At 73.7% G+C, this 19406-nt stretch carries 22 protein-coding genes; 16 read left to right on the top strand and 6 right to left on the bottom strand.

Features of this window, described 5'->3' with window-relative positions; genetic code table 11:
- Positions 1–72: 72 nt before the first annotated feature.
- Complete coding sequence (locus Dvina_RS23055; protein ID WP_246656385.1) at positions 73–1281, top strand: cellulose binding domain-containing protein; 1209 nt, start codon at positions 73–75, stop codon at positions 1279–1281.
- Between the two features lie 52 nt (positions 1282–1333).
- Here the strand turns inward: Dvina_RS23055 and Dvina_RS23050 are convergent, their stop codons facing one another.
- Both Dvina_RS23050 and Dvina_RS23045 read right to left on the bottom strand, forming a co-directional pair.
- A complete protein-coding gene (locus tag Dvina_RS23050; protein ID WP_223104536.1) occupies positions 1334–1975 on the bottom strand; it encodes a hypothetical protein in 642 nt (213 codons plus the stop codon).
- 119 nt (positions 1976–2094) lie between these two features.
- Entirely contained in the window at positions 2095–2829 is a 735-nt protein-coding gene (locus Dvina_RS23045) for a nitroreductase family protein (protein WP_223104535.1), read from the bottom strand.
- 229 nt (positions 2830–3058) lie between these two features.
- Between Dvina_RS23045 and Dvina_RS23040 the strand changes: the two genes are divergently transcribed.
- The 3 genes from Dvina_RS23040 to Dvina_RS23030 all read left to right on the top strand — a co-directional run bounded on the left by Dvina_RS23040 (position 3059) and on the right by Dvina_RS23030 (position 4784).
- On the top strand, positions 3059–3220 hold the full coding sequence (locus Dvina_RS23040; protein ID WP_223104534.1) for a hypothetical protein: 162 nt from the start codon (positions 3059–3061) through the stop codon (positions 3218–3220).
- Between the two features lie 18 nt (positions 3221–3238).
- Positions 3239–3709 carry a CoA-binding protein gene (locus Dvina_RS23035; RefSeq protein ID WP_223104533.1) on the top strand — a complete coding sequence of 157 codons (471 nt, stop codon included), beginning with the start codon at positions 3239–3241 and terminating at the stop codon, positions 3707–3709.
- Positions 3710–3914: 205 nt separating this feature from the next.
- Complete coding sequence (locus tag Dvina_RS23030; protein WP_223104532.1) at positions 3915–4784, top strand: universal stress protein; 870 nt, start codon at positions 3915–3917, stop codon at positions 4782–4784.
- Positions 4785–4837: 53 nt separating this feature from the next.
- On the opposite strand, the gene Dvina_RS23025 is transcribed toward Dvina_RS23030, so the two are convergent.
- On the bottom strand, positions 4838–5299 hold the full coding sequence (locus Dvina_RS23025) for a cyclic nucleotide-binding domain-containing protein (RefSeq protein WP_246656384.1): 462 nt from the start codon (positions 5297–5299) through the stop codon (positions 4838–4840).
- A gap of 307 nt (positions 5300–5606) precedes the next feature.
- Here Dvina_RS23025 and Dvina_RS23020 point away from each other — a divergent pair, with 307 nt between their 5' ends.
- The 6 genes from Dvina_RS23020 to Dvina_RS22995 all read left to right on the top strand — a co-directional run bounded on the left by Dvina_RS23020 (position 5607) and on the right by Dvina_RS22995 (position 10701).
- A complete protein-coding gene (locus tag Dvina_RS23020; RefSeq protein WP_223104531.1) occupies positions 5607–6482 on the top strand; it encodes a universal stress protein in 876 nt (291 codons plus the stop codon).
- A gap of 55 nt (positions 6483–6537) precedes the next feature.
- Positions 6538–8358, top strand: a complete 1821-nt coding sequence (locus Dvina_RS23015) for a putative nucleotidyltransferase substrate binding domain-containing protein (protein WP_223104530.1) — start codon at positions 6538–6540, stop codon at positions 8356–8358.
- A gap of 8 nt (positions 8359–8366) precedes the next feature.
- Complete coding sequence (locus tag Dvina_RS23010; RefSeq protein WP_246656383.1) at positions 8367–9020, top strand: 3'-5' exonuclease; 654 nt, start codon at positions 8367–8369, stop codon at positions 9018–9020.
- A 114-nt stretch (positions 9021–9134) separates the two neighbouring features.
- Entirely contained in the window at positions 9135–9425 is a 291-nt protein-coding gene (locus tag Dvina_RS23005) for a hypothetical protein (protein WP_223104529.1), read from the top strand.
- A gap of 48 nt (positions 9426–9473) precedes the next feature.
- Positions 9474–9848 (top strand): nuclear transport factor 2 family protein, encoded by a 375-nt coding sequence (locus tag Dvina_RS23000; protein WP_223104528.1) that lies wholly within the window; start codon positions 9474–9476, stop codon positions 9846–9848.
- A gap of 109 nt (positions 9849–9957) precedes the next feature.
- Complete coding sequence (locus Dvina_RS22995; protein ID WP_223104527.1) at positions 9958–10701, top strand: VIT1/CCC1 transporter family protein; 744 nt, start codon at positions 9958–9960, stop codon at positions 10699–10701.
- 68 nt (positions 10702–10769) lie between these two features.
- Here the strand turns inward: Dvina_RS22995 and Dvina_RS22990 are convergent, their stop codons facing one another.
- The 3 genes from Dvina_RS22990 to Dvina_RS22980 all read right to left on the bottom strand — a co-directional run bounded on the left by Dvina_RS22990 (position 10770) and on the right by Dvina_RS22980 (position 13194).
- Positions 10770–11603, bottom strand: coding sequence for a rhamnogalacturonan acetylesterase (locus tag Dvina_RS22990; RefSeq protein WP_223104526.1), 834 nt, complete (start codon positions 11601–11603; stop codon positions 10770–10772).
- An 89-nt stretch (positions 11604–11692) separates the two neighbouring features.
- Complete coding sequence (locus tag Dvina_RS22985; RefSeq protein ID WP_223104525.1) at positions 11693–12475, bottom strand: hypothetical protein; 783 nt, start codon at positions 12473–12475, stop codon at positions 11693–11695.
- A 17-nt stretch (positions 12476–12492) separates the two neighbouring features.
- Positions 12493–13194 carry an SDR family NAD(P)-dependent oxidoreductase gene (locus Dvina_RS22980; protein ID WP_223104524.1) on the bottom strand — a complete coding sequence of 234 codons (702 nt, stop codon included), beginning with the start codon at positions 13192–13194 and terminating at the stop codon, positions 12493–12495.
- A gap of 67 nt (positions 13195–13261) precedes the next feature.
- Between Dvina_RS22980 and Dvina_RS22975 the strand changes: the two genes are divergently transcribed.
- The 6 genes from Dvina_RS22975 (at position 13262) to Dvina_RS22950 (ending at position 19398) form a co-directional block, all read left to right on the top strand.
- Positions 13262–14050, top strand: a complete 789-nt coding sequence (locus Dvina_RS22975) for a helix-turn-helix transcriptional regulator (RefSeq protein WP_223104523.1) — start codon at positions 13262–13264, stop codon at positions 14048–14050.
- Between the two features lie 9 nt (positions 14051–14059).
- Positions 14060–15661 carry a Na+/H+ antiporter gene (locus Dvina_RS22970; RefSeq protein WP_223104522.1) on the top strand — a complete coding sequence of 534 codons (1602 nt, stop codon included), beginning with the start codon at positions 14060–14062 and terminating at the stop codon, positions 15659–15661.
- 90 nt (positions 15662–15751) lie between these two features.
- Positions 15752–16807, top strand: coding sequence for a sulfate ABC transporter substrate-binding protein (locus Dvina_RS22965; RefSeq protein WP_223104521.1), 1056 nt, complete (start codon positions 15752–15754; stop codon positions 16805–16807).
- Positions 16804–17664 carry a sulfate ABC transporter permease subunit CysT gene (gene cysT, locus Dvina_RS22960; protein WP_223104520.1) on the top strand — a complete coding sequence of 287 codons (861 nt, stop codon included), beginning with the start codon at positions 16804–16806 and terminating at the stop codon, positions 17662–17664. Before Dvina_RS22965 ends, cysT begins: the two co-directional genes overlap by 4 nt.
- On the top strand, positions 17657–18445 hold the full coding sequence (locus Dvina_RS22955) for a sulfate ABC transporter permease subunit (protein WP_223104519.1): 789 nt from the start codon (positions 17657–17659) through the stop codon (positions 18443–18445). The genes cysT and Dvina_RS22955 overlap by 8 nt, the downstream gene beginning before the upstream one ends.
- The gene (locus tag Dvina_RS22950) at positions 18445–19398 is read left to right on the top strand and encodes a sulfate/molybdate ABC transporter ATP-binding protein (RefSeq protein ID WP_223104518.1); all 954 of its coding nucleotides are present in this window, start codon (positions 18445–18447) and stop codon (positions 19396–19398) included. The genes Dvina_RS22955 and Dvina_RS22950 overlap by 1 nt, the downstream gene beginning before the upstream one ends.
- Positions 19399–19406: the final 8 nt, after the last annotated feature.

The raw sequence follows: 19406 nt of genomic DNA, 5'->3' as shown, positions 1-19406 counted from the left end.
CCGCGTTCCCGCATTGACGGCCGTGACTGCGCGGTCGACTGTGAGCGCTCACAGTCGTTCTGGGGAGCGGGTATGCGGGCTCGGCTCATGGCTTTCTTCGCCATCACGGTCGCCCTGCTGGGCGCCGGGGTGGCGGCGCGCACGGTCGTCGCGAACGCGGCGGCGGCCGGGTGCGGGGTTTCGTACACGGTGACCAACCAGTGGCAGGGCGGGTTCGGCGCCGACGTCACGGTCACCAACCTCGGCGATCCGGTCACCTCGTGGACGCTCGGGTGGACGTTCGCCGCCGGGCAGAGCGTCACGCAGGCGTGGAATGCGACGGTGACCCAGTCGGGCCCGGCCGTCACGGCGAAGAACGTGAGCTACAACGGGTCGATCGCCACCGGCGCCACCGCGAACTTCGGCTTCAACGGGGCCTTCACGAGCGGCAACCCGGTGCCGGGAGCGTTCACGCTCAACGGTGTGGCGTGCACGGGATCGCCCACCGCGTCGCCGTGCGCGACACCGTCGAAGAGTCCGAGCGCCGGGCCGACGCCGAGCGCTACGGCGTCCACCCAGCCGAAGATCACCGTGTGGCTGGCCGGGGACAGCACTGTCGCCAACCCGTCCGGCGGCGTGTGCCCGGTCGGGTGGGGCAGCCAGTTCGCGCAGTACTTCAACGCGAACGTCACGGTGAAGAACAACGCGGTCGCGGGGCGCAGCATCCAGACGTGGCTCTACGACCCGAACGTGACGTCCACGAAGGACGGTGCGGGCGAGTGCGTCATCAGCCCCAACACATACTCGACCCGCTGGCAGGGCATGCTCGACGCGTCCACCGGGATGAAGGCCGGCGACTATCTGTTCATCCAGTTCGGCATCAACGACGGTGACACGAACTGCCCGCGGCACGTCGGCTCGGCCCGGTACAAACAGCTGATCGGGGTCATGACGACGGCGGCGAAGCAGCGCGGCGTCAAGGTCGTCCTGCTGACCCCGGTCGCCGCGATCACGTGCAGCGGCTCGACGGCGACCGGCAACCGCGGCTTCCTCACCGAGACCAACGACGCCGGGTCGGCCAACGGTGTGCCGGTCATCGACCTGCACAGGCTGAGTTATTCGTACTACACCAGCGCCGGACTCTGCCCCAACAACGGCGACTACACGCAGGGTGCGGTCGGCGCGTTCTTCTGCAACGACCACACGCACTTCGAGACCGCGGGCGCGGTCCAGATCGCCCGGCTCGTGGCGACGGCTGTGCGCAGCCAGGGCCTGGCGCCGCTCACCACCTATTTGAGATAGCCGAACGGCCGGCGCTCCGGGAGCGCCGGCCGTGCGTGGCTGCGATGTGCTGTCAGGTGGTGACCGTCTCCCGGACCTTCGCCTCCGGCATCGCGAAGCCCGCGCTGGCCGGGGTGCGCACGGCGTGGACCAGACCGGCGGCACCCAGCAGGAACAGCAGGCCGGCGGCGAGGTAGGCGACGAGCGCGGCCTGCCCGGCCTTCACACCGAACTCACTGAAGCCGTAGGAGGTCAGCAGCAGCCCGCGCAGCGTCTCGCCCTTGAAGACCGTCTCGCGGGCGGTGTTGGTGTCGGTGAGCTGCTTCTGCAGGTCGGTGAGGGCCGGGTCGTTCGCCTTCTGCGCGGCCGCGACCTTGGCCTTGAGGTCGGTCTGGACGTCGCCGAGCTGGGCGTAGGTCTTGCCGTCGGCGATCGACTTGAGGTGCAGGCCGATGAACTCGTTGGCGTAGCACTCCGCCTGCTTGCCGGTGGTCAGCGGCTGGCCGGCGTACTGCACCAGGCAGGCGGACTGCTTCTCCTCGGCGGTCAGCGTGTCGGCCGTCTTGAACGAGATCTGCTGCTGGCTGAGCTGCGTCTTGACGTAGTCGTTGGCGAAGTTGGCGTTGCTGGTCAGCACGATTCCGGCGACGAGCAGCAGGCCGGCCAGGACGACGAGGCCGACGCCGACGATGACATCGAGGGTCTTGCGCTTCATGGTGCCCTCCCGGGCCGTGGGGGTGAGGTCTTCGAGTGCTGCCGACAGCTTGCGGCGCGCGACCGGCCCCGGTGCAGAGGACAACCACCCGTCTCGCCGGGACCTCTGCCCCGGCCCGGTCAGGACCGTTCGGCGATGCCGAAGTGCACGACGGCCGCGGCCCGGCCGGCCCCGGCGGGCAGGACGCGGGCCAGGACCGCTGCGACATCCGCGGACCGCGCGGTCACCGGCCCGGTGGCCAGGCCCTCGGCGGCCGCGTTGAGCAGGACCGCGGAGATGGCCTCACCGGTGGCCAGCCAGTCGCGCGGGCCGGCGCCGGCGGCGACGATGACGGACTCCGGCCCCGGCAGTGGGTGCAGCGTCGCCCCGGCCGCCGCAGCGGCGTCCGCCAGCAGCCGCAGCTGCGCCTCGGCGACCGGCTCGCCGCCGACGATGCGCCTGTCGCTGCCGCGCAGGGCGATGGCCCGGCGCAGCCGCTGAGCCCGGGCGTCGACGGCGACCGGGCCGGTGTGCCGCAGGACCGCCACGCACTCGCGCGCCTGCGGCCACGGAAAACGCACGACCTCGACGCCGATCCCGTCCGCGGCCAGCGCGACCATCGCATGGTGCAGCGCCGCGCCGCAGCTGATCGTCGTCAGCCGGTCGTCGGCGTCCGCGCCCGGGCCATGACGGCTGTGCTCGGTGTCGAGCGCGGCCCAGCTGTTGTCGATGCGCCACCGCCACGGCCGGGCGGCCAGCACCGACGGCGCCTCGAGCGCGCAGAGCGCGGCCTGCGCCAGCGAGCGGCCGACATCGCCGAACGGCAGACCGGCCCGGGCCGCATCCGCGCGGTCGGTGAGGTGGATGGCAGCCATGGTGTGCTCCTCAGTACTCGCGGTTCCCCAGCACTCCACAATGCTGCGCGCCGCCCCGGCTCGATCAGAGGCGAAGGTCCTCGACCCGGCCCTCTCACCGCCGGGCACCCCCGGCTCCGCACGTCCTCGGGCCGGCAGCGCGACGACGCGGCATCCGGCCGCCGGGACCTTCGCCTCTGTCCGCGGGCGACAAGTCCGCGCACGGTGGGGATGAAGGGAGGCGAACACCATGAAACTCACTCGGCATGACGGCACAGCATCCCTGTTCACGACGCGCCTGTGTGCGTTCACCACGGCCCGCCACCGGCGGCTGCGCAGCGCGCCACCGCCCGCGGAGGCGCTGCTGGAGCACCACAAGGACGAGCTGCCGCCGCGGCTCAACGTCGGCTGAGCCGGCTCGGAGGCCATCATGCAGACCATGCGGCAGGCGGCGGAGCAGTTCCTCCGCCGCCGGCGCATCGCGGTCACCGGCGTCTCGCGGCACGGGCGCGACCACGGCGCCAACGTCGTGTACCAGCGGCTGCGCGAGCGTGGATACCGGGTGTACGCGATCAACCCCAACGCGGACACGGTCGAGGGCGACGTCAGCTACCCGGACCTTCGCTCGGTGCCGGGCGGCGTCGAGGCGGTCGTCATCGCCACCCGCCCGCAGACCGCCGAAGCCACCGTGCGGGAGTGCGTCGAGCTCGGCATCGACGCCGTCTGGATGCACCGCGGGTTCGGCCCCGGCAGCGTCTCGGCCGCCGCCGCCGAACTCGGCCGCCGCAACGGCATCACCGTGATCGACGGCGGCTGCCCGCTGATGTTCGGCCCGGCCGCCGACACCGGGCACAAGGTGATGCGCTGCCTGCTCGCCCGCTCCGTCCCGCGGCGTGTCTGACCGGCCGGGCCGGCAGCGCGACGGGCACCGGGTCCGCGAGCCGCCCGAAGGAGGATCACGGCCGTCCGTCGTGACGCCGGCGCCGCTCCCGGCCCGCTGAGCGCGGCCGGCGGCGGGCGCCGCGGGACCTTCGGCCCTGCCCGTCTCGCCCGGCCCCGGGGAAGCATGGGTGCCGGGAGCCTTCCGACGGGAGAGGAGCACTGCGATGACGTACCGATACGGTCCGGTGGTCTGCGGCGTCGACGGCTCGCCGGCCAGCCTCGGCGCGTTGCGGTGGGCCGCCGACGAGGCCTGCCGGTGCACGCGGATGCTGCTGGTGGTCACGGTGCTGGCCGGTGACGACGCGAGCGGGGACATCGCCGCGAGGGCCGCCGCCGAGGCGGGCCGCTGGCGGGTCGGCACCGCGGTGACGGCCGAGACCCACCGCGGCGAGCCGGCCGAGGTGCTGCGGTCGCTGGCCGGCGGGGCGCGCCTCGTCGTCGTCGGTGGCCGGGGGTCCGGCCCCGCCGACGAGCGGCCGATGGGCTCGGTCAGCCAGGCCCTCGGCGCCCGCGCTGACGCACCGGTCCTCATCGTCCACGCGGCCGAGCGCTGGGCGGCCCCGGATGCCACACTGCCCCGGACGGCTCCGGTCGTCACCGGCTTCGACGGCTCGGACTCGGGTCACCGCGCACTGCGGCTGGCCTTCGAGGAGGCCGCGGCGCGCGGCGTCCGGCTCGCCGTCATCCAGGCGTGGCCGCACCCGCACCTGTGGCACCCCGGCTCGGCCCGCGGCGGGGATCTCGGTCCGCAGCAGCACGCCGTGCGCGAGGCGCTGGCGCGAGCCACCGCACGCTGGCGGGCCGACTTCCCCATGGTCGACGTCGAGGTGCGCAGCGAGCCGGGTGACGCCGTGCACGCGCTCGTGGTCGCCTCGCAGTGGGCCGGGCTGCTCGTCGTCGGCACCCGCTGCCCCGGCGACCACCTCCCGCCGGCCGGCGCCTCGGTGGCCCAGCGGGTGCTGGAATACGCGGCGTGCCCGGTCCTCGTCGCACACGGCCAGGTCGCCGCGGCCACGCCGCACGCCGCAGCCTGAGAGCACCCGGGCGGCGCGGCCAGGACCGCCCGGGCGGCGGGCCGCACGCACCGTCAGGCCGGCGCCCGGTGCAGGTCGAGCAGGCGGGTGCGGGTCGCCTGCATCCGGTCCACGACGACGGCCACGAACCGGGTCGTGAGCTCGTAGCCGAGCACCGGGTCGTCCCGGCACAGCGCGCGCACACCGACGCCGTCGAGGACCACGCTGAGGACCGGGTCCACCGTCACCGCGCTGAAGTGCCAGCGGTACGGGGGAAACAGCCACGACCAGCCGAGGACGGTTCCGGGGCCCAGTGTCTCCACGGCGACCGCGCCGCGGCCCGGCACCTGCGTCTGCAGGGTGACGGAGCCCTCCCGGATCAGCCAGAACCGTTGCGCGTGGCTGTGCTCCTCGAATATCCGCGTGCCCGCCCGATACGGTGCGCGGCGCGCCCAGCGCGACAGCCGCTCCACCTGATCGGCCGGGAGGCCGTCGAGGAACGGGTGCGCGACCAGCAGATCGTAGGTGGTGATCATGGCGCTCCTTCCGGGTTCCGCGCTGCGGGTGGTCCCTGCCCCGTCGTGACCGTCTTGAACGCCGCCGAACCGTCGCGCGGCCGTCGCGGGAGCGGCCCGGCCGCCCGGCGCCCCGGGGGCGACGATCCGCGTGCTCACCGCTCCAGCATCCGGCGCCGCGGCACCGCATGGCCAGTGTCCATGGCCCCGGTGGCGCGGGGGTCAGGTGGCCCTTGCGCAGTGCCGTTCGGCCCCGGCCGAAGGTCCCGCCCGCGCAGCCCCGTGGACCCTGTCGCCGCTCCGGGTCGGGTGTCACGGTGGAGGTGTGGTGACCGTGCGACATCGGGAGGGCGCCATGACCACCAGCCGCCACCCCGTCGTCGTGGGCGTCGACGGGTCACCCGCCGCGTTCGGCGCGGTGCGCTGGGCCGCCGACGAGGCGGTTCGCCTCGACCGGCCGCTGCGCGTGATCCATGCCCTGGAGACGCACGACCCGGACGAGGAGGTCGCTGCCGAGCACCCGCTCGCGATCGATGCGGCCACCGAGATCCGCAACTGGCAGCCGGGCCTGTCCGTGACCGCCGCGACGTGGTGCGGCGGGCCGGCGCGCGTGCTCGTCGAGCAGTCGCGCGACGCCGCGCTCGTGGTGGTGGGCAGCCGGGGCAGCGGCGGGTTCCGCTCGCTGCTGATCGGCTCGGTCGGCGCCCACCTGGCGGCCCACGCGCACTGCCCGGTCCTCGTCGTGCATCACGCGGAGCGCTGGGCCGGCCCGGAGGCGGCGCTGCCCCGCAGCGAGCCGGTCGTCGTCGCGGTCGACGGCTCGCCCGACGCCGCCCTCGGCCTGGGCCTCGGGTTCGCCGAAGCCGCGAGCCGGGGCGTGCCGCTGCACGCGATCCGGACCTGGCACGAGCCCGAGCACCGCTGGAGCCACCCACCCGCCCCGGCCGGGCTCGCCGCGGCCGCCGAGCGTGAGCTGCTGGCCGAGCTCGCGCCGTGGCGCTCGGTGTTTCCCGGCGTCGCCGTCGTGCCGCGGGTCGAGCACTGCCCGACCGTACCGCTGATGCTCGACGCCGCCCGCGACGCGCTCATGCTCGTCATCGGTGCCCGTGGCCGCGGCGGCTTCGAGGGCGTGCGGCTCGGCGCGGTCGCCCGGCAGGTCCTGGAGCACGCCGAGCGGCCCGTGCTCATCGCCCGCCGCGGGTGAGCGCCGATTCACGACTTCCCGGCCCCGGTGGCCACGACGCAACGGGCGGTGCAGTGTGAGGGAGTTCGAGGAGTTCCTCGGTGCGCAGGCGCCGTTCGACGCGCTGGACGCCGAGGACCTGGCGCGGCTCGTCGCGCACGCCGAGGTGGAGTACTTCGCGACAGGCGCGACAGTCGTCGCCGAGGAAGTACCACTGCGGCATCTGTGGGTCGTTCGAACGGGTGCGCTCGAGGTCGTCGAGGCCGGAGCGGCCGTGGATCTGCTCGGCCCCGGGGACACGTTCGGTGCCGTCTGGCTGCTGTCCGGGCTCGCGCCGCCGCTGCTGGTCCGGGCCGGCGAGGACAGCCTGTGCCTGCGCATCCCGGACCCGCGGACCCTCCTGGCCCATCCGGAGCGGCTGCGCTTCACGGCGTCGGGTCGCGCGCGGACCCGCCTGGTCGCCGGCGCCGGTGCCGGGCGGGCCGACCAGCCGCTGCACCGCCTGGTCCGGCCGATCGTCTGGTGCGCGGGCACCGACCGGGTGCGCGACGTCGCCGAGCGGATCGGCGCGGCCGGGCAGTCGTGCGCGCTCGTGCGGATCGGCGCGGAGATCGGGATCGTGACCGACGCCGACTTCCGCCGGCGGGTGGCGACCGGTGAGGCCGGCCCCGACAGCCCCGTCACCGCGCTGGCCACGGTGCCGGCGCTGGGCATCGAGGAGGCCGCCGGGCAGGCCGGTGCGCTGCTGCGCATGCTGGAGCGCGGCGTGCACCACCTGGTGGTCAACGACGCGGCCGGCAATGCGGCGGGGGTACTGCGAGCGGTCGATCTGGCCGGCGCGGAGGTGCGCGATCCGCTGCTGATCCGATCGGCGATCGACGAGGCCCGCAGCGTCGACGAGCTCGCCGCGGCGTGCCGCCTGCTGCCCGCGATGCTGAGGGAGCTCGACGCCGCCGGCCTGCCCGCGACGCACATCGGCGCCGTGCACGCGGCGGTCGTCGACGCGGCGCTGCGCCGGGTGCTGCGCCTGCAGGAGCGCCCGGCGCTCGGCGGCGTCCGCCACTCCTGGGTGGTGCTGGGCTCGCTGGCCCGGCGTGAGCCGCTGCCGCTGTCCGATGTGGACACCGCGCTCATCTGGGCCGACCCGCCGGACGGCGCCGGCACTGCCGACCCGGCGGCGCTTCGCACGGAGGCGCGGGAGGTCCTGCGGGCACTGCAGCACTGCGGGTTCACGCTGTGCGCCAACGGCGCCAACGCCCACAACCCGGTGTTCAGCCGGGCCCGGGCCGACTGGATCGCCGCGGCCCGCGGGTGGCAGCACGACCCGACCCAGGACAACGCCCTGCTGCTGTCGGCGATGGTGGCCGACAGCCGTCCGCTGACCGACCCGGCGCTCGGCGCCTCGCTCACCGAGTCGATCCGCTCGCACACCCGCACCAGCCAGTTCCTGCGGGCGCTGCTCGACGAGGCGCTGTGCTGGCGGCCGCCGATCGGGTTCGTCCGCGACTTCGTCGTGCAGCACAGCGGCGAGCACCGCGGCCGACTGGACCTCAAGCCCGGCGGCCTGACCCCGATCGTCGCGCTCGCCCGCTGGATCGCCATCGCGGCCGGTGACGCCGGCGGCACGACAGTCGAGCGGCTGCGCCGCGGAGCCGCGCTCGGGCTGCTCACCGCCGACGAGACCGACACCCTCGCCGGCGGCTTCGAGAGCATCTACCACCTGCTGCTGCGGCGCGAGACCCGGACACCGCCGGCCGGCCCGGCGCCGGACCCGACGTTCATCGCACCGGGCGAGCTCGACACACTGACCCGCCGCCACCTGCGCGAGACCTTCCGGGCCGTCGCCCTCGTCCAGGCCCGGGTCGACCGCACCTGGCTGCAGCGGCTGCCGGGCTGAGCGGCGCGATGCGAATGCACCGCCGGGTGCCGCTGCCCGCGCCCGACCCCGCCACCCCCTGGCGGGCGGCCGAGTTCTGCGTGGTGGACCTGGAGACGACCGGCCTGGACCTGCGCCGGGACGAGGTCGTGTCGTTCGGCGCGGTCGTCGTGCGGCACGGCCGGATCCCGTGCGGGGAGACCCTGTACCGTCCGGTGCGCCCGGGCCGCGCGATCTCGGTCGCCGCGATGACCGTCCACGGCCTGCGGGCGGCCGACCTCGAGGGCGCCCCGCCGCTCGGTGACGTGCTCGGCGACCTCGTCGAGCGGCTCACCGGGCGCGTGCTGGTGGCCCACGCGGCCTGGGTGGAGCGCGCCTTTCTCGATCGGGCCCTGCGCCCGCGCGGCCGGCGGCTGCACCCCATGCTCATCGACACCGCCGCGCTGCTGCGTGCCGCCGGACTCGCCGAGCGCGACACCGGCCGCGAGCCGCACCTGGAGTCCGCGGCCCGCCGCCTCGGCCTGCCCGTGCACACGCCGCACCACGCCCTCGGCGACGCGTTCACCACCGCCCAGCTCCTGCTCGCACTGGCCACCCGGCTGGAGCGCTCGTCACCGCGGCAGCGGGCCCGGCCGCTGACGGCCGGTCAACTGGTCGCTGTGTCGCGTCACCACGGCCACTGAACCGGGCCGGGGACACAGCCGTACCCAAGCCGGGAGGGCCGGGACCTTCGGCCCTGACCGGTCCGTAGCGCGGTCGATACCGTCGACTTCGCAGACACCAGGGAGGTGGTGCCGATGGCGGCCACCATGATCGTCGCTGCGCTCGTCGCCGGCGTGTACGCCGCGTTGATCACCATGCACGTCGCCGCGATCCGGCACGACGCCACCGCGAACGTGCGCCGGCCCGGCCTGGCGCGCTGGCTCGCGGCCGCCGGCGAACGGCGCCGCGGCCACGAGGAGTGCGCCGCCGTCCAGCGCCGCCTGGCCGGCGGCCTGGGGCGGGCGGCCTATCGCGGCGCCATGGAGGCGCTGGCCGCGCGCGACGCCGTGGAGCACCCGCTGCAGGTCCCGAAGGCCCGGCGGTGAGGCGGGGCGGCGGCCCGGCCTATCCTGGGCGGTGACCGAGGAGGCCGCATGACAGTGCCCGCAACCGACGAGCTGCTGGCCGCCGAGCGCCGGCTCCAGGCCGCGCAGCGGGCGGGTGACGTCGCCGCGCTCGATGCGCTGCTCGACGACCGGCTCATCGCGATCGGGCCCGACGGCGCGCGGGCCACGAAGGCGGACGACCTCGCGGCCCATCGCAGCGGTACCTCCGTCATCACCTCACTCGTCGAGGAGGACCTCGACGTCCTCGTGGCGGGCGACGCGGGTGTGACGTTCTTCCTGGGCACGGTGACCGGCACCTTCGCCGGTGCGCCGTTCGACGCCCGCCTGCGCTACACCCGCACCTGGCTGCGCGACCCGGTCCGCGGCTGGCGCATCATCGCCGCCCACATCAGCCCGGCCTGACCGTTGGTCGCCTCCGGTGACGTTCACCGCAGGCAGTACAGCCTTGCCTTGCTTGCGGGGCGCCCGTTTGCGGTCGTACGGTCGATGCGGGGGGGGCTGGTGATCGACGATGGATGAACAGGCATCGGGCACGACGGTGATCGCTGCGGCGGCCCATCCCGGAGAGGTCCACTCCACGGGCATCTCGGGGCGGCTCAACTGGCTGCGGGCCGGCGTGCTGGGGGCCAACGACGGCATCGTGTCGACGGCGGCGCTCGTCGTGGGCGTGGCCGGGGCCACGGCGTCGACGGCGGCGATCCTCACAGCAGGCACCGCCGGCCTCGTGGCCGGGGCGGTGTCGATGGCGCTGGGTGAGTACGTGTCGGTGAGCGCGCAGCGCGACACCGAGCGCTCGCTGCTGGCGACCGAGCGCCGTGAGCTCGAGGAGTATCCGGACGAGGAGCTCGAGGAGCTCACGACGCTGTACCGGGCGAAGGGGCTGTCGGAGGCGACGGCCCGGCTGGTGGCCGAGGAGCTGACCGCGAAGGACGCCTTCGCCGCCCACGCCGAGGCCGAGCTGCACATCGACCCGGATGCCCTGACCGACCCGTGGGCCGCGGCCGGCGCCTCCGCTGTCGCGTTCACCGTCGGGGCCCTGCTGCCGCTGCTCGCGATGAGCCTGACGCCGCCCGGGTCGCGGATCGCGGTCACCGTGATCGCCGTCGTGCTCGCCCTCACGGTCACCGGTGCGGTGAGCGCGCGGCTGGGCTCGGCGAGCGTCGGGAGAGCTGTCGCCCGGCTGGTCGCCGGGGGCGCGCTGGCGATGGCCGTCACGTTCGGCATCGGCCAGCTCCTCGGCACCGCGCTGGGCTGAGCCCGGCCGGCCCGCACCTGCCGGCTCGCTGCGGCCGGGGCCGGCCCGGGCGCGGGCGGTGCCGCGGGTCAGGCGGGGACGGGGATCGTGGCCGGCCAGATCAGGGCCGTGTCGGGCACATCGCGGTGCAGGCCCCTGACCAGGCCGGGCGGCACCAGGCGCCGGATCTGCAGCCGGCTGGCGACCAGGCGGGCCACCTCGATCGCGCCGTGGGCCTGGAAGTGGGTGTTGTCGGCCACGCCGTCCGGGAAGTTGGGGTTGGTGGCGGGGTCGGCGTACAGGAAGTACCGCTTCGTGCCCTCGACGCCGGCCCGGTCCCACAGGGCCATGCTCAAGGCGGTCAGGTCGATGACCGGCACGCGGCGGGAGGCGCCCAGGGCGAGCATCGCCGCCGGGTAGTCGCCGTGGCTGGGTGTGGCGTGGCCCTCGGCGTTGAAGCGGCGGCGCTCGACGGGGGTCACGAGCACCGGGTGGGCGCCGTGGGCGCGGGCGCCGTCGATGTAGCGGCTCAGGTAGTCCTGGAACGTCGTGTACGGGTCGGTGTGGCGCTCGTCGGTCTTCTCGTCGTTGTGACCGAACGAGATCAGCAGGTAGTCCCCCGGGCGGATCGCGGCCAGGATCGCGTCGAGCAGGCCGGCCTCGACGAAGCTCTTCGAGCTCGCGCCCGACAGCGCCCTGTTGTCGACGTCCGCGCGGTGCTCGTCGAGGAACACGGGCAGGGCCTGGCCCCAGCCGGCCTTCGGGATCGTGTCGGCGGGCCAGGTCGCGGCGGTCGAGTCGCCCGCGACGAACACCGTGATGCGGTGCGGCGGGCGGTGCGGCCCACCGGCGTCGGCGGGGGTGGCGAGGGCGAGCGGCCCGGCCGCCATCGCCACGAGCAGTGCGCCCAGCATGGGCCTCATCCGGTACCTCCGTCTAGGAAAGCGTTTTCCCGGATCCTGGAGGCCCGGGGCGCCCGCTGTCAACCATGGACGCCGGTAAATCTCGCGAGCTAGACCTCGTCGTAGTTGGGGCCAATGTAGCCGGCGTCGCGGACGTCGACGGTGCCGCGGTGCAGCCACGGGCGGTCGTAGCGGGCGCCCAGGGCGGCGGCGAGGGGAGCCTCGTCGACCCAGACCGGGGTGCCGTCCCAGTCGTAGGCCGGCTCCGGGTTGAGCCCCAGCTCGCGGTCGGCCCGCACGAACCGCAGCGCCGGGAAGTGCGGGCTGGCGGCCAGGGCCTCCAGGCCCGCGGCGGTGACGTCCGTGCCGGTCAGGTCGAGCCAGCGCAGCTGCGGCAGCGGCGGCAGCCCGGCCAGGCCGGCGTCGCCGATCGGCTCGTGCTCCAGAGACAGGCCGCGCAGCTGCCCCAGCCCCGGCAGCAGGTCGGCCACGCCGGCCAGGCCGATCAGCGCGGCCGGCGTGGCCCTCGTCAGGCGCAGGCGGCGCAGGGGCAGCGCGGCGACCAGCCGGGACAGGGCGGGCGGCAGCGCGGCGATCGGGAGGGTCACGCTCTCGATGAATCCCCGGCGCACCTCGAAGCCGTCGTTGAGCAGGTCGCGTACCGCATCCGGGACCAGCCGCCACATGAGCTTGCGGGACCGCGAGTACATCGTCGTGGTCCGCCGCGGCGGCCAGTCCACGCCGGCGGCGCGGTCGCGCACGTACTGCACCTGCTCCCGGATCAGCCAGGCGTGCTCCGGGACCGTGGCCTCGACCAGGTCGGCGTAGGCCAGCCGGGGCGCGTCGCCGTGCGGATCGGCCAGGATTCGGGCGTGCGCGTCCGCCAGGGTCACGCTACGAGGATAGAGAACTACCAGGGTGCGATGGTGCCGTCGTATTGATGGAACAGCCCGGTCGGGCCGTCGTCGGCGAGCAGCGCCAGCCGGACCGCGGCCGCCGCGGCCTCGGCCGGGTCGCCGTCGGACGCCGCCGCGCGATCGTTGAGGTCGGTCCGGCGCAGGCCGGGGGCCAGGGCGTTGATCCGAAACCCGGGCAGCGCCTGGGCGTAGAACAGCGTCAGCGCGTTGAGGGCCGTCTTCGACGACCGGTACGCCGCCTGCGCGCCCGTCGCCGGGAACGGGCCCTCGGCGCTCCAGGTCAGCGAGCCGGTGCCGCTGGAGATGTTGACGATGCGGGGATGGGCGGAGCGCTGCAGTACCGGCAGCAGGGCGTTCGTCACCGCCAGGACCGCGAACAGGTTTGTCTCGAAGGTCTGCCGCAGCGCCTCGACGGTGAGCTCCGGCGCTGTCGCACCGTCGACGATGACGCCGGCGTTGTTGACCAGAATGTCCAGTTCCGGCAGCACCCGGGCCGCGGCCGCGATGCTCGCCGGGTCGGTCACGTCGAGCTGCACCGGGCGCGCACCGGCGCCGATCTCCCGGGCCGCCGCCTCGCCCCGGGCGCGGTCGCGGGACCCGACGTAGACGGTCAGGCCGGCGTCGGCGAGCTGCTGGGCGATGTGGCGGCCGATCCCCTTGTTGGCCCCGGTGACCAAAGCCGTGGAAAAGTTCATGTGTGCAACCCTGGCCCGTTCGGGACGAGCGAACCAGGTACAAACGATGCCTTGATGGTGGTGCGGCATGGCGTTGACGGAGCTCGGGCGCTTCCTGCGGGACCGGCGCGAGGCCCTGCGGCCGGTCGACGCCGGCCTGCCCACCGGCCCCCGGCGCAAGACTCCCGGGCTGCGGCGCGAGGAGGTCGCGGGGCTGGCCTCGATGTCGGTCGAGTACTACGCGCGCCTCGAACAGGCCCGCGGCCCCCGCCCGTCGCGCAGCGTGCTCGACGCGCTCACCGCCGCCCTGCGCCTGGACCCGGCCGAGCGCGCCCACCTGTTCCGGCTGGCCGGGACCACTCCCGCCGCCCCGCCCGGCCCGAGCCGCACGGCGCGCCCGCACGTGGCCGCCCTGCTGCACCGCCTCCCCGACGCGGCAGCGGTGGTGACCTCGGCCGGCTACGACGTCATCGCGTGGAATCCCCTGGCCGCGGCCCTGCTCACCGACCTGGCCACGGAGCCGAACCTGGCCCGGCGGCGGTTCCTGCGCACGACGATGGCCAGCACCGGCGCCGAGGAGTTCGGGCACATCGCCGTGGGCCGTCTGCGCGCCGCCGCCGACCGCTACCCGCACGACGAGCGGCTCAACGCGCTCCTGGCCGACCTGCGGGCGAGCGCGGAGTTCCGCCACATCTGGGACCTCAACCCGGTCCGGGCCCCGGGCCACCGTTCGAAGACGTTCGAGCACCCCCGCGTCGGCCCGCTGCACCTGGACTGCGACGTGCTGGAAGTCCCCGACGACGAGCAGCAGGTCGTGTTCATCACCGCCGCACCGGGATCCCCGTCGTCCCGGGCGCTGCGGGAGCTCGCGACATAGGGTCGGGAGGTGAGTCCTGAGACGTTGTTGCTGCTGGGGCTGAGCGCCCTGGCCGTCGTGGCCGCCGTGCGCTGGGTCGGCGAGAAGACCGGGCTGCCGGGGGCGGCGCTGCTGCCCGTCATCGGGATTCTCTACGCGCTGCTGCCCGGGCCCAACGTCGAGCTCGACCCACACATCGTGCTCACGTTCATCCTGCCGCCCCTGCTGTACTCCGCGGCCCTCGACTCGTCGCTGCTCGCGATCCGCAACAACCTGCGGATCGTCATCGGGCTGTCGGTGCTGCTCGTGCTGGCCACGGCGCTGCTGGTCGGGGCCGGGTTCGCGCTGTTCGTGACCGGGGCCACCCTCGCGGCCGGGGTGGCGGTCGGAGCCGCGGTGGCGCCGCCGGACCCGGTGGCCGCGCTCGCCGTCGGGCGCAAGGTGGGGCTGCCGCCGCGGCTGATCACCATCATCCAGGGCGAGGGGCTGCTCAACGACGCCACGGCGCTGACGATTCTCAACGTGGCGGTGGCGGCGGCCGTGGGCGGGGAGTTCTCGTTCCCGGCGGCGGCGGGGCGGTTCCTGCTCGTCGCGATCGGCGGCACCGCGGTCGGCGTGATCGTCGCCTTCGCGGTGCGGCTGCTGCGGCCGATCGCCAAGGACGCGCTGCTGGCCAACGCGGTGTCGCTGGCCACGCCGTTCGTCGCCTACCTGGCGGCGGAGAAGGTGCACGTCTCCGGGGTGCTCGCGGTCGTGGTCGCGGGGCTCATCGTGGGCCACCACACGCCGCGCTCCGGCACGGGCGCGGGCCGCCTGCAGACCAGCGCCGTCTGGCACCTGATCGACTTCCTGCTGGAGGGGCTGGTCTTCCTGCTCATCGGCCAGCAGCTGCCGGAGGTGCTGCGCGGGCTGCGGCAGTACTCCGGGCCGACCATCGCGATCGCGCTGGCCGTCTCGGTCGGGGTGGCGCTGCTGCTGCGGCCGGTGTGGCTGATGCTGACACAGGCCATGCACCTGCTGCTGCGCCGCGACGACGAGGGGCTGGGCGGGCGGGAGATCGCGGCGCTGAGCTGGGCCGGGACCCGCGGCGTGATAAGCCTCGCGGCGGTGTTCACGATCCCGCTGACGACCGACGCCGGCCTGCCGTTCCCGGACCGGGACCTGCTGCTGTTCTGCACGTTCGTGGTGGTGCTCGTCACACTTGTCGGCCAGGGCCTCACGTTCGCGCCGCTGGTGCGGCTGCTGAAGCTGCGGGTGAACGCGGTCGACGAGGCCCGGATGCGCAACGAGGCCCGGGCGGCCGCGGTGCACGCGGCCCTGGATCGCCTCGATGACCTCGACCGGGACGAGCCGGCCGAACGCTCCGAGATCGACGCCCTGCGCCGCAGGCTGCAGGAGCGGCTGCGACGGTACCACCACCGGCTCGATGTCCTGCAGAACGCGGACTCGGACGAGCTGCCGGTGTCCGAGCGCTACGAGGCCGGCCTGCGCATCCGGCGGCTGGCGATCGAGGCGCAGCGCGAGGAGCTGCTGCGCCGCCGGGACGCGGGGACGCTGCCCGACGAGGCGCTGCGCCGGCTGGAGCGTGAGCTCGACCACGAGGAACGGGTCCTGCCCGACCGTCCGGCCTAATCCCATCTGTTGAGTGGGATTGACGAACGCCGCCCACGTTCACTACATTACCTACTCACTAAGTAGACAACATAGACTTTGACTTTGAGGATGGCTTCCGTGAAGCTGCGCACCCGTGTGCTCGCTGTCAGTGCGGCGTTACTCCTTCCCGGGACCGCGCTGAGCGCCTGCGCCGGCACCGCCGACAACTCGACAGCCGCCGACAGCGGCGGTGCGGTCACGTTGTCCCTGGTCGCCTACTCGACCCCGCAGGCGGCCTACGAGGCGCTCATCGCCGCCTACAACAAGACCGACGCCGGCAAGAACATCAAGTTCACCCAGTCCTACGGCGCCTCCGGCGACCAGAGCCGCGCGGTCGCCAACGGTCTCAAGGCCGACATCGTCGCGTTCTCGCTGGAGCCGGACATCACCCGCCTGGTGACCGCCAAGCTCGTCGACGCGAGCTGGAACTCGGACCAGTACAAGGGCATGGTCACCGACTCCGTCGCGGTCATCGGCACCCGCAAGGGCAACCCGAAGAACCTCAAGACGTGGGACGACCTGACCAAGCCGGGCGTGCAGGTGCTGACCCCGAACCCGTTCACCTCCGGCGGCGCCAAGTGGAACATCCTGGCCGCCTACGGTGCCAAGACGAACAAGGGCAAGGAGCCGGCGGCCGGGGCCACCTACCTCGACGCGCTGTTCAAGAACGTCCCGGTGCAGGACAACAGCGGCCGGGCGTCGCTGCAGACCTTCACCAGCGGCAAGGGTGACGCCTTCATCTCCTACGAGAACGAGGCGCTCTTCGCCCAGAAGAACGGCCAGGCCGTCGACTACACCGTGCCGGACGACACGATCCTGATCGAGAACCCGATCGCGGTGACCACCAACAGCGCCCACCCGGCCGAGGCCAAGGCGTTCGTGGAGTGGCTGCACTCGAAGGACGCGCAGAAGATCTGGGCCGACAACTTCTACCGGCCGGTCGTCAAGGACGCGGGCGGCAACTTCCCGACCCCGTCCGGCCTGTTCACGATCGGCGACCTCGGCGGCTGGTCGAAGGTGAACAAGGAGCTGTTCGACCCGGGCCAGAGCGTGATGGCCTCCATCGAGCAGAAGCTGGGCATCTCGACCTCGGCCGCCCCGAGCCCGGCGGCCTCCAAGTCATGACCGCGACGGCCGTCAGCACGTCCACCGGGTCCGGCGAAGCGCCGGGCCCGGCCGGGCCGCGGGTCCACCGCTCCCGGCCCCGGGTGGGCACGGCGCTGAGCCTCGGCACGGCGGTGCTGTACCTCAGCCTGATCGTCCTCATCCCGCTCGCCGCCGTCGTGTGGCGCTCGACCGAGGGCGGCTGGGACACGTTCTGGCGGGCCGTGCAGACCCCCGACGCCTGGGCCGCGCTGAAGCTCACGGTCGGCGCCTCGCTGATCGTGGCCGTCGTCAACGTCGTCATGGGTACCGTCATCGCCTGGGTCCTGGAGCGCGACAAGTTCGTGGGCAAGGGCCTCGTCGACACGCTCATCGACCTGCCGTTCGCGCTGCCCACGATCGTCGCCGGCCTCGTGCTGCTGGCGCTCTACGGCACCAACAGCCCGATCGGCATCAACATCGCCTACACCCGCATCAGCGTCGGCGTGGCGCTGCTGTTCGTGACGCTGCCGTTCGTCGTGCGCACCGTCCAGCCCGTCCTGCGCGAGCTCGACCGGGACATGGAGCAGGCCGCGTACTCCCTCGGTGCCTCCCCGTTCACGACGTTCCGCCGGATCATCTTGCCCAACCTGGCCCCGGCGATGATCTCGGGCGCCGGGCTGGCGTTCACCCGGGCCATCGCGGAGTACGGCTCGACGAACCTGCTCACCGGCAGCATCCCGTTCGAGACCCAGGTGTCCGCGGTCAACATCTTCGGGCGCATCGAGAGCGACGACACCACCTCGGCCGCGGCCATCTCGACAGTGCTGCTCGTCGTCGCGTTCGTCGTGCTGCTCGGCCTCGACCTCTTCCAGCGCTGGAGTGCCCGCCGTGGCTAAGTATCCGCTGCGCATCCTCGCCCTGGTCTATCTGCTGTTCCTGCTGGTGCTGCCGGTCGGCCTGGTCATCTGGCGCACGTTCGAGCACGGCCTGCAGCGGGTCGTCGACACGCTCACGTCGGCCAACGCCACCCACGCCTTTGCCGTCACGATCTCGGTGGCGATCTGGGCGGTGCTGGCCAACACCCTGTTCGGGGTCCTCGCCGCGCTGCTGCTGGTCCGGCACCGCTTCGCCGGCCGGCGCCTGTTCGGCGCCCTGATCGACCTGCCCCTGGCGGTGTCCCCCGTCGTCGTCGGCCTCGCCCTGATCCTGGTGTACGGGAAGTTCGCCCCCGCGGGCGGCTGGCTGGAGCGGCACGGGCTGCAGATCATCTTCTCCCTGCCCGGCATGGTGCTCGCCACCATCTTCGTGTCACTGCCGCTGGTGGTACGCGCCATCGTCCCCGTCCTCGAGGAGATGGGCGACGAGCAGGAGCAGGCCGCGCACACCCTCGGCGCATCGCGCTGGCAGGCGTTCCGGCGCATCACGATCCCGGGCATCCGGGCCGCGCTCGGCTACGGCGTGGTGCTGTGCCTGGCCCGCGCCCTCGGCGAGTACGGCGCGGTCGCCGTCGTGTCCGGCCGGCTCGTCGGGCAGACGCAGACCGCGACGCTGTTCGTCGAGGAGCGCTACCAGAACTACGACCAGACCGCGGCGTTCGCCACCGCCACCGCCCTGGCCCTGATCGCCATCGTCATCCTGCTCATCACCAAGCTCCTGCGGCCGAAAGAGGACGCCTGATGGCCATCGAAGTCCGCGACGTCAACAAGTCGTTCGGCAAGACCCCGGTCCTGCGCGACATCTCCGTCGACATCGCCTCCGGCTCGCTGACCGCGCTGCTCGGCCCCTCCGGCGGCGGCAAGTCGACGCTGCTGCGCGTCATCGCCGGCCTGGAGCGCCCCGACACCGGCACCGTGCACATCAACGACGTCGACGCCACGGTCCTGACCCCGCAGCGGCGCAACGTCGGCTTCGTGTTCCAGCACTACGCCGCGTTCAAGCACATGACGGTGTTCCGCAACGTCGCCTTCGGCCTCGAGGTGCGCCGCCGGAACAAGGCCGACATCCGCAAGCGGGTGATGGAGCTGCTCGAGCTGGTGCACCTGGACCAGTTCGCCGACCGCTACCCCGCGCAGCTGTCCGGCGGCCAGCGCCAGCGCATGGCCCTGGCCCGCGCCCTGGCCCCCGAGCCGCAGGTCCTGCTCCTCGACGAGCCGTTCGGCGCGCTCGACGCCCAGGTCCGCAAGGAGCTGCGCACCTGGCTGCGCCGGCTGCACGACGAGGTCCACGTCACCACCGTGTTCGTCACCCACGACCAGGAGGAGGCCCTCGACGTCTCCGACTCGATCGTCGTGCTCGCGGACGGCGTCGTGCAGCAGGTCGGCACCCCGCACGACATCTACGAGAACCCGGCCAACCCGTTCGTGATGAGCTTCCTCGGCCCCGTCACGCACCTGGACGGCCGCCTGGTCCGCCCGCACGACGTCGCGTTGTCGCGCACGCCCGGCGGCACCGAGGCGACAGTCACCCGGGTCGTCTCCCTCGGCTTCGAGGTCCGCATCGAGGCCCGCGCGGGCGACCGCGAGGTCTGGGCCCAGCTCACCCGGGCCGGGGCCAGGGACCTCGACGTCAAGACCGGCGACACCGTCTACTTCAGCCCGTCGGCCGAGGCCCGGACCTTGGCCGCCGCGTAGTTCCTGCC

Source organism: Dactylosporangium vinaceum (assembly GCF_019904175.1).
In the GTDB taxonomy this organism is placed as follows: Bacteria; Actinomycetota; Actinomycetes; order Mycobacteriales; family Micromonosporaceae; genus Dactylosporangium; species Dactylosporangium vinaceum.
This window is presented reverse-complemented; position numbering and strand designations above follow the sequence as displayed.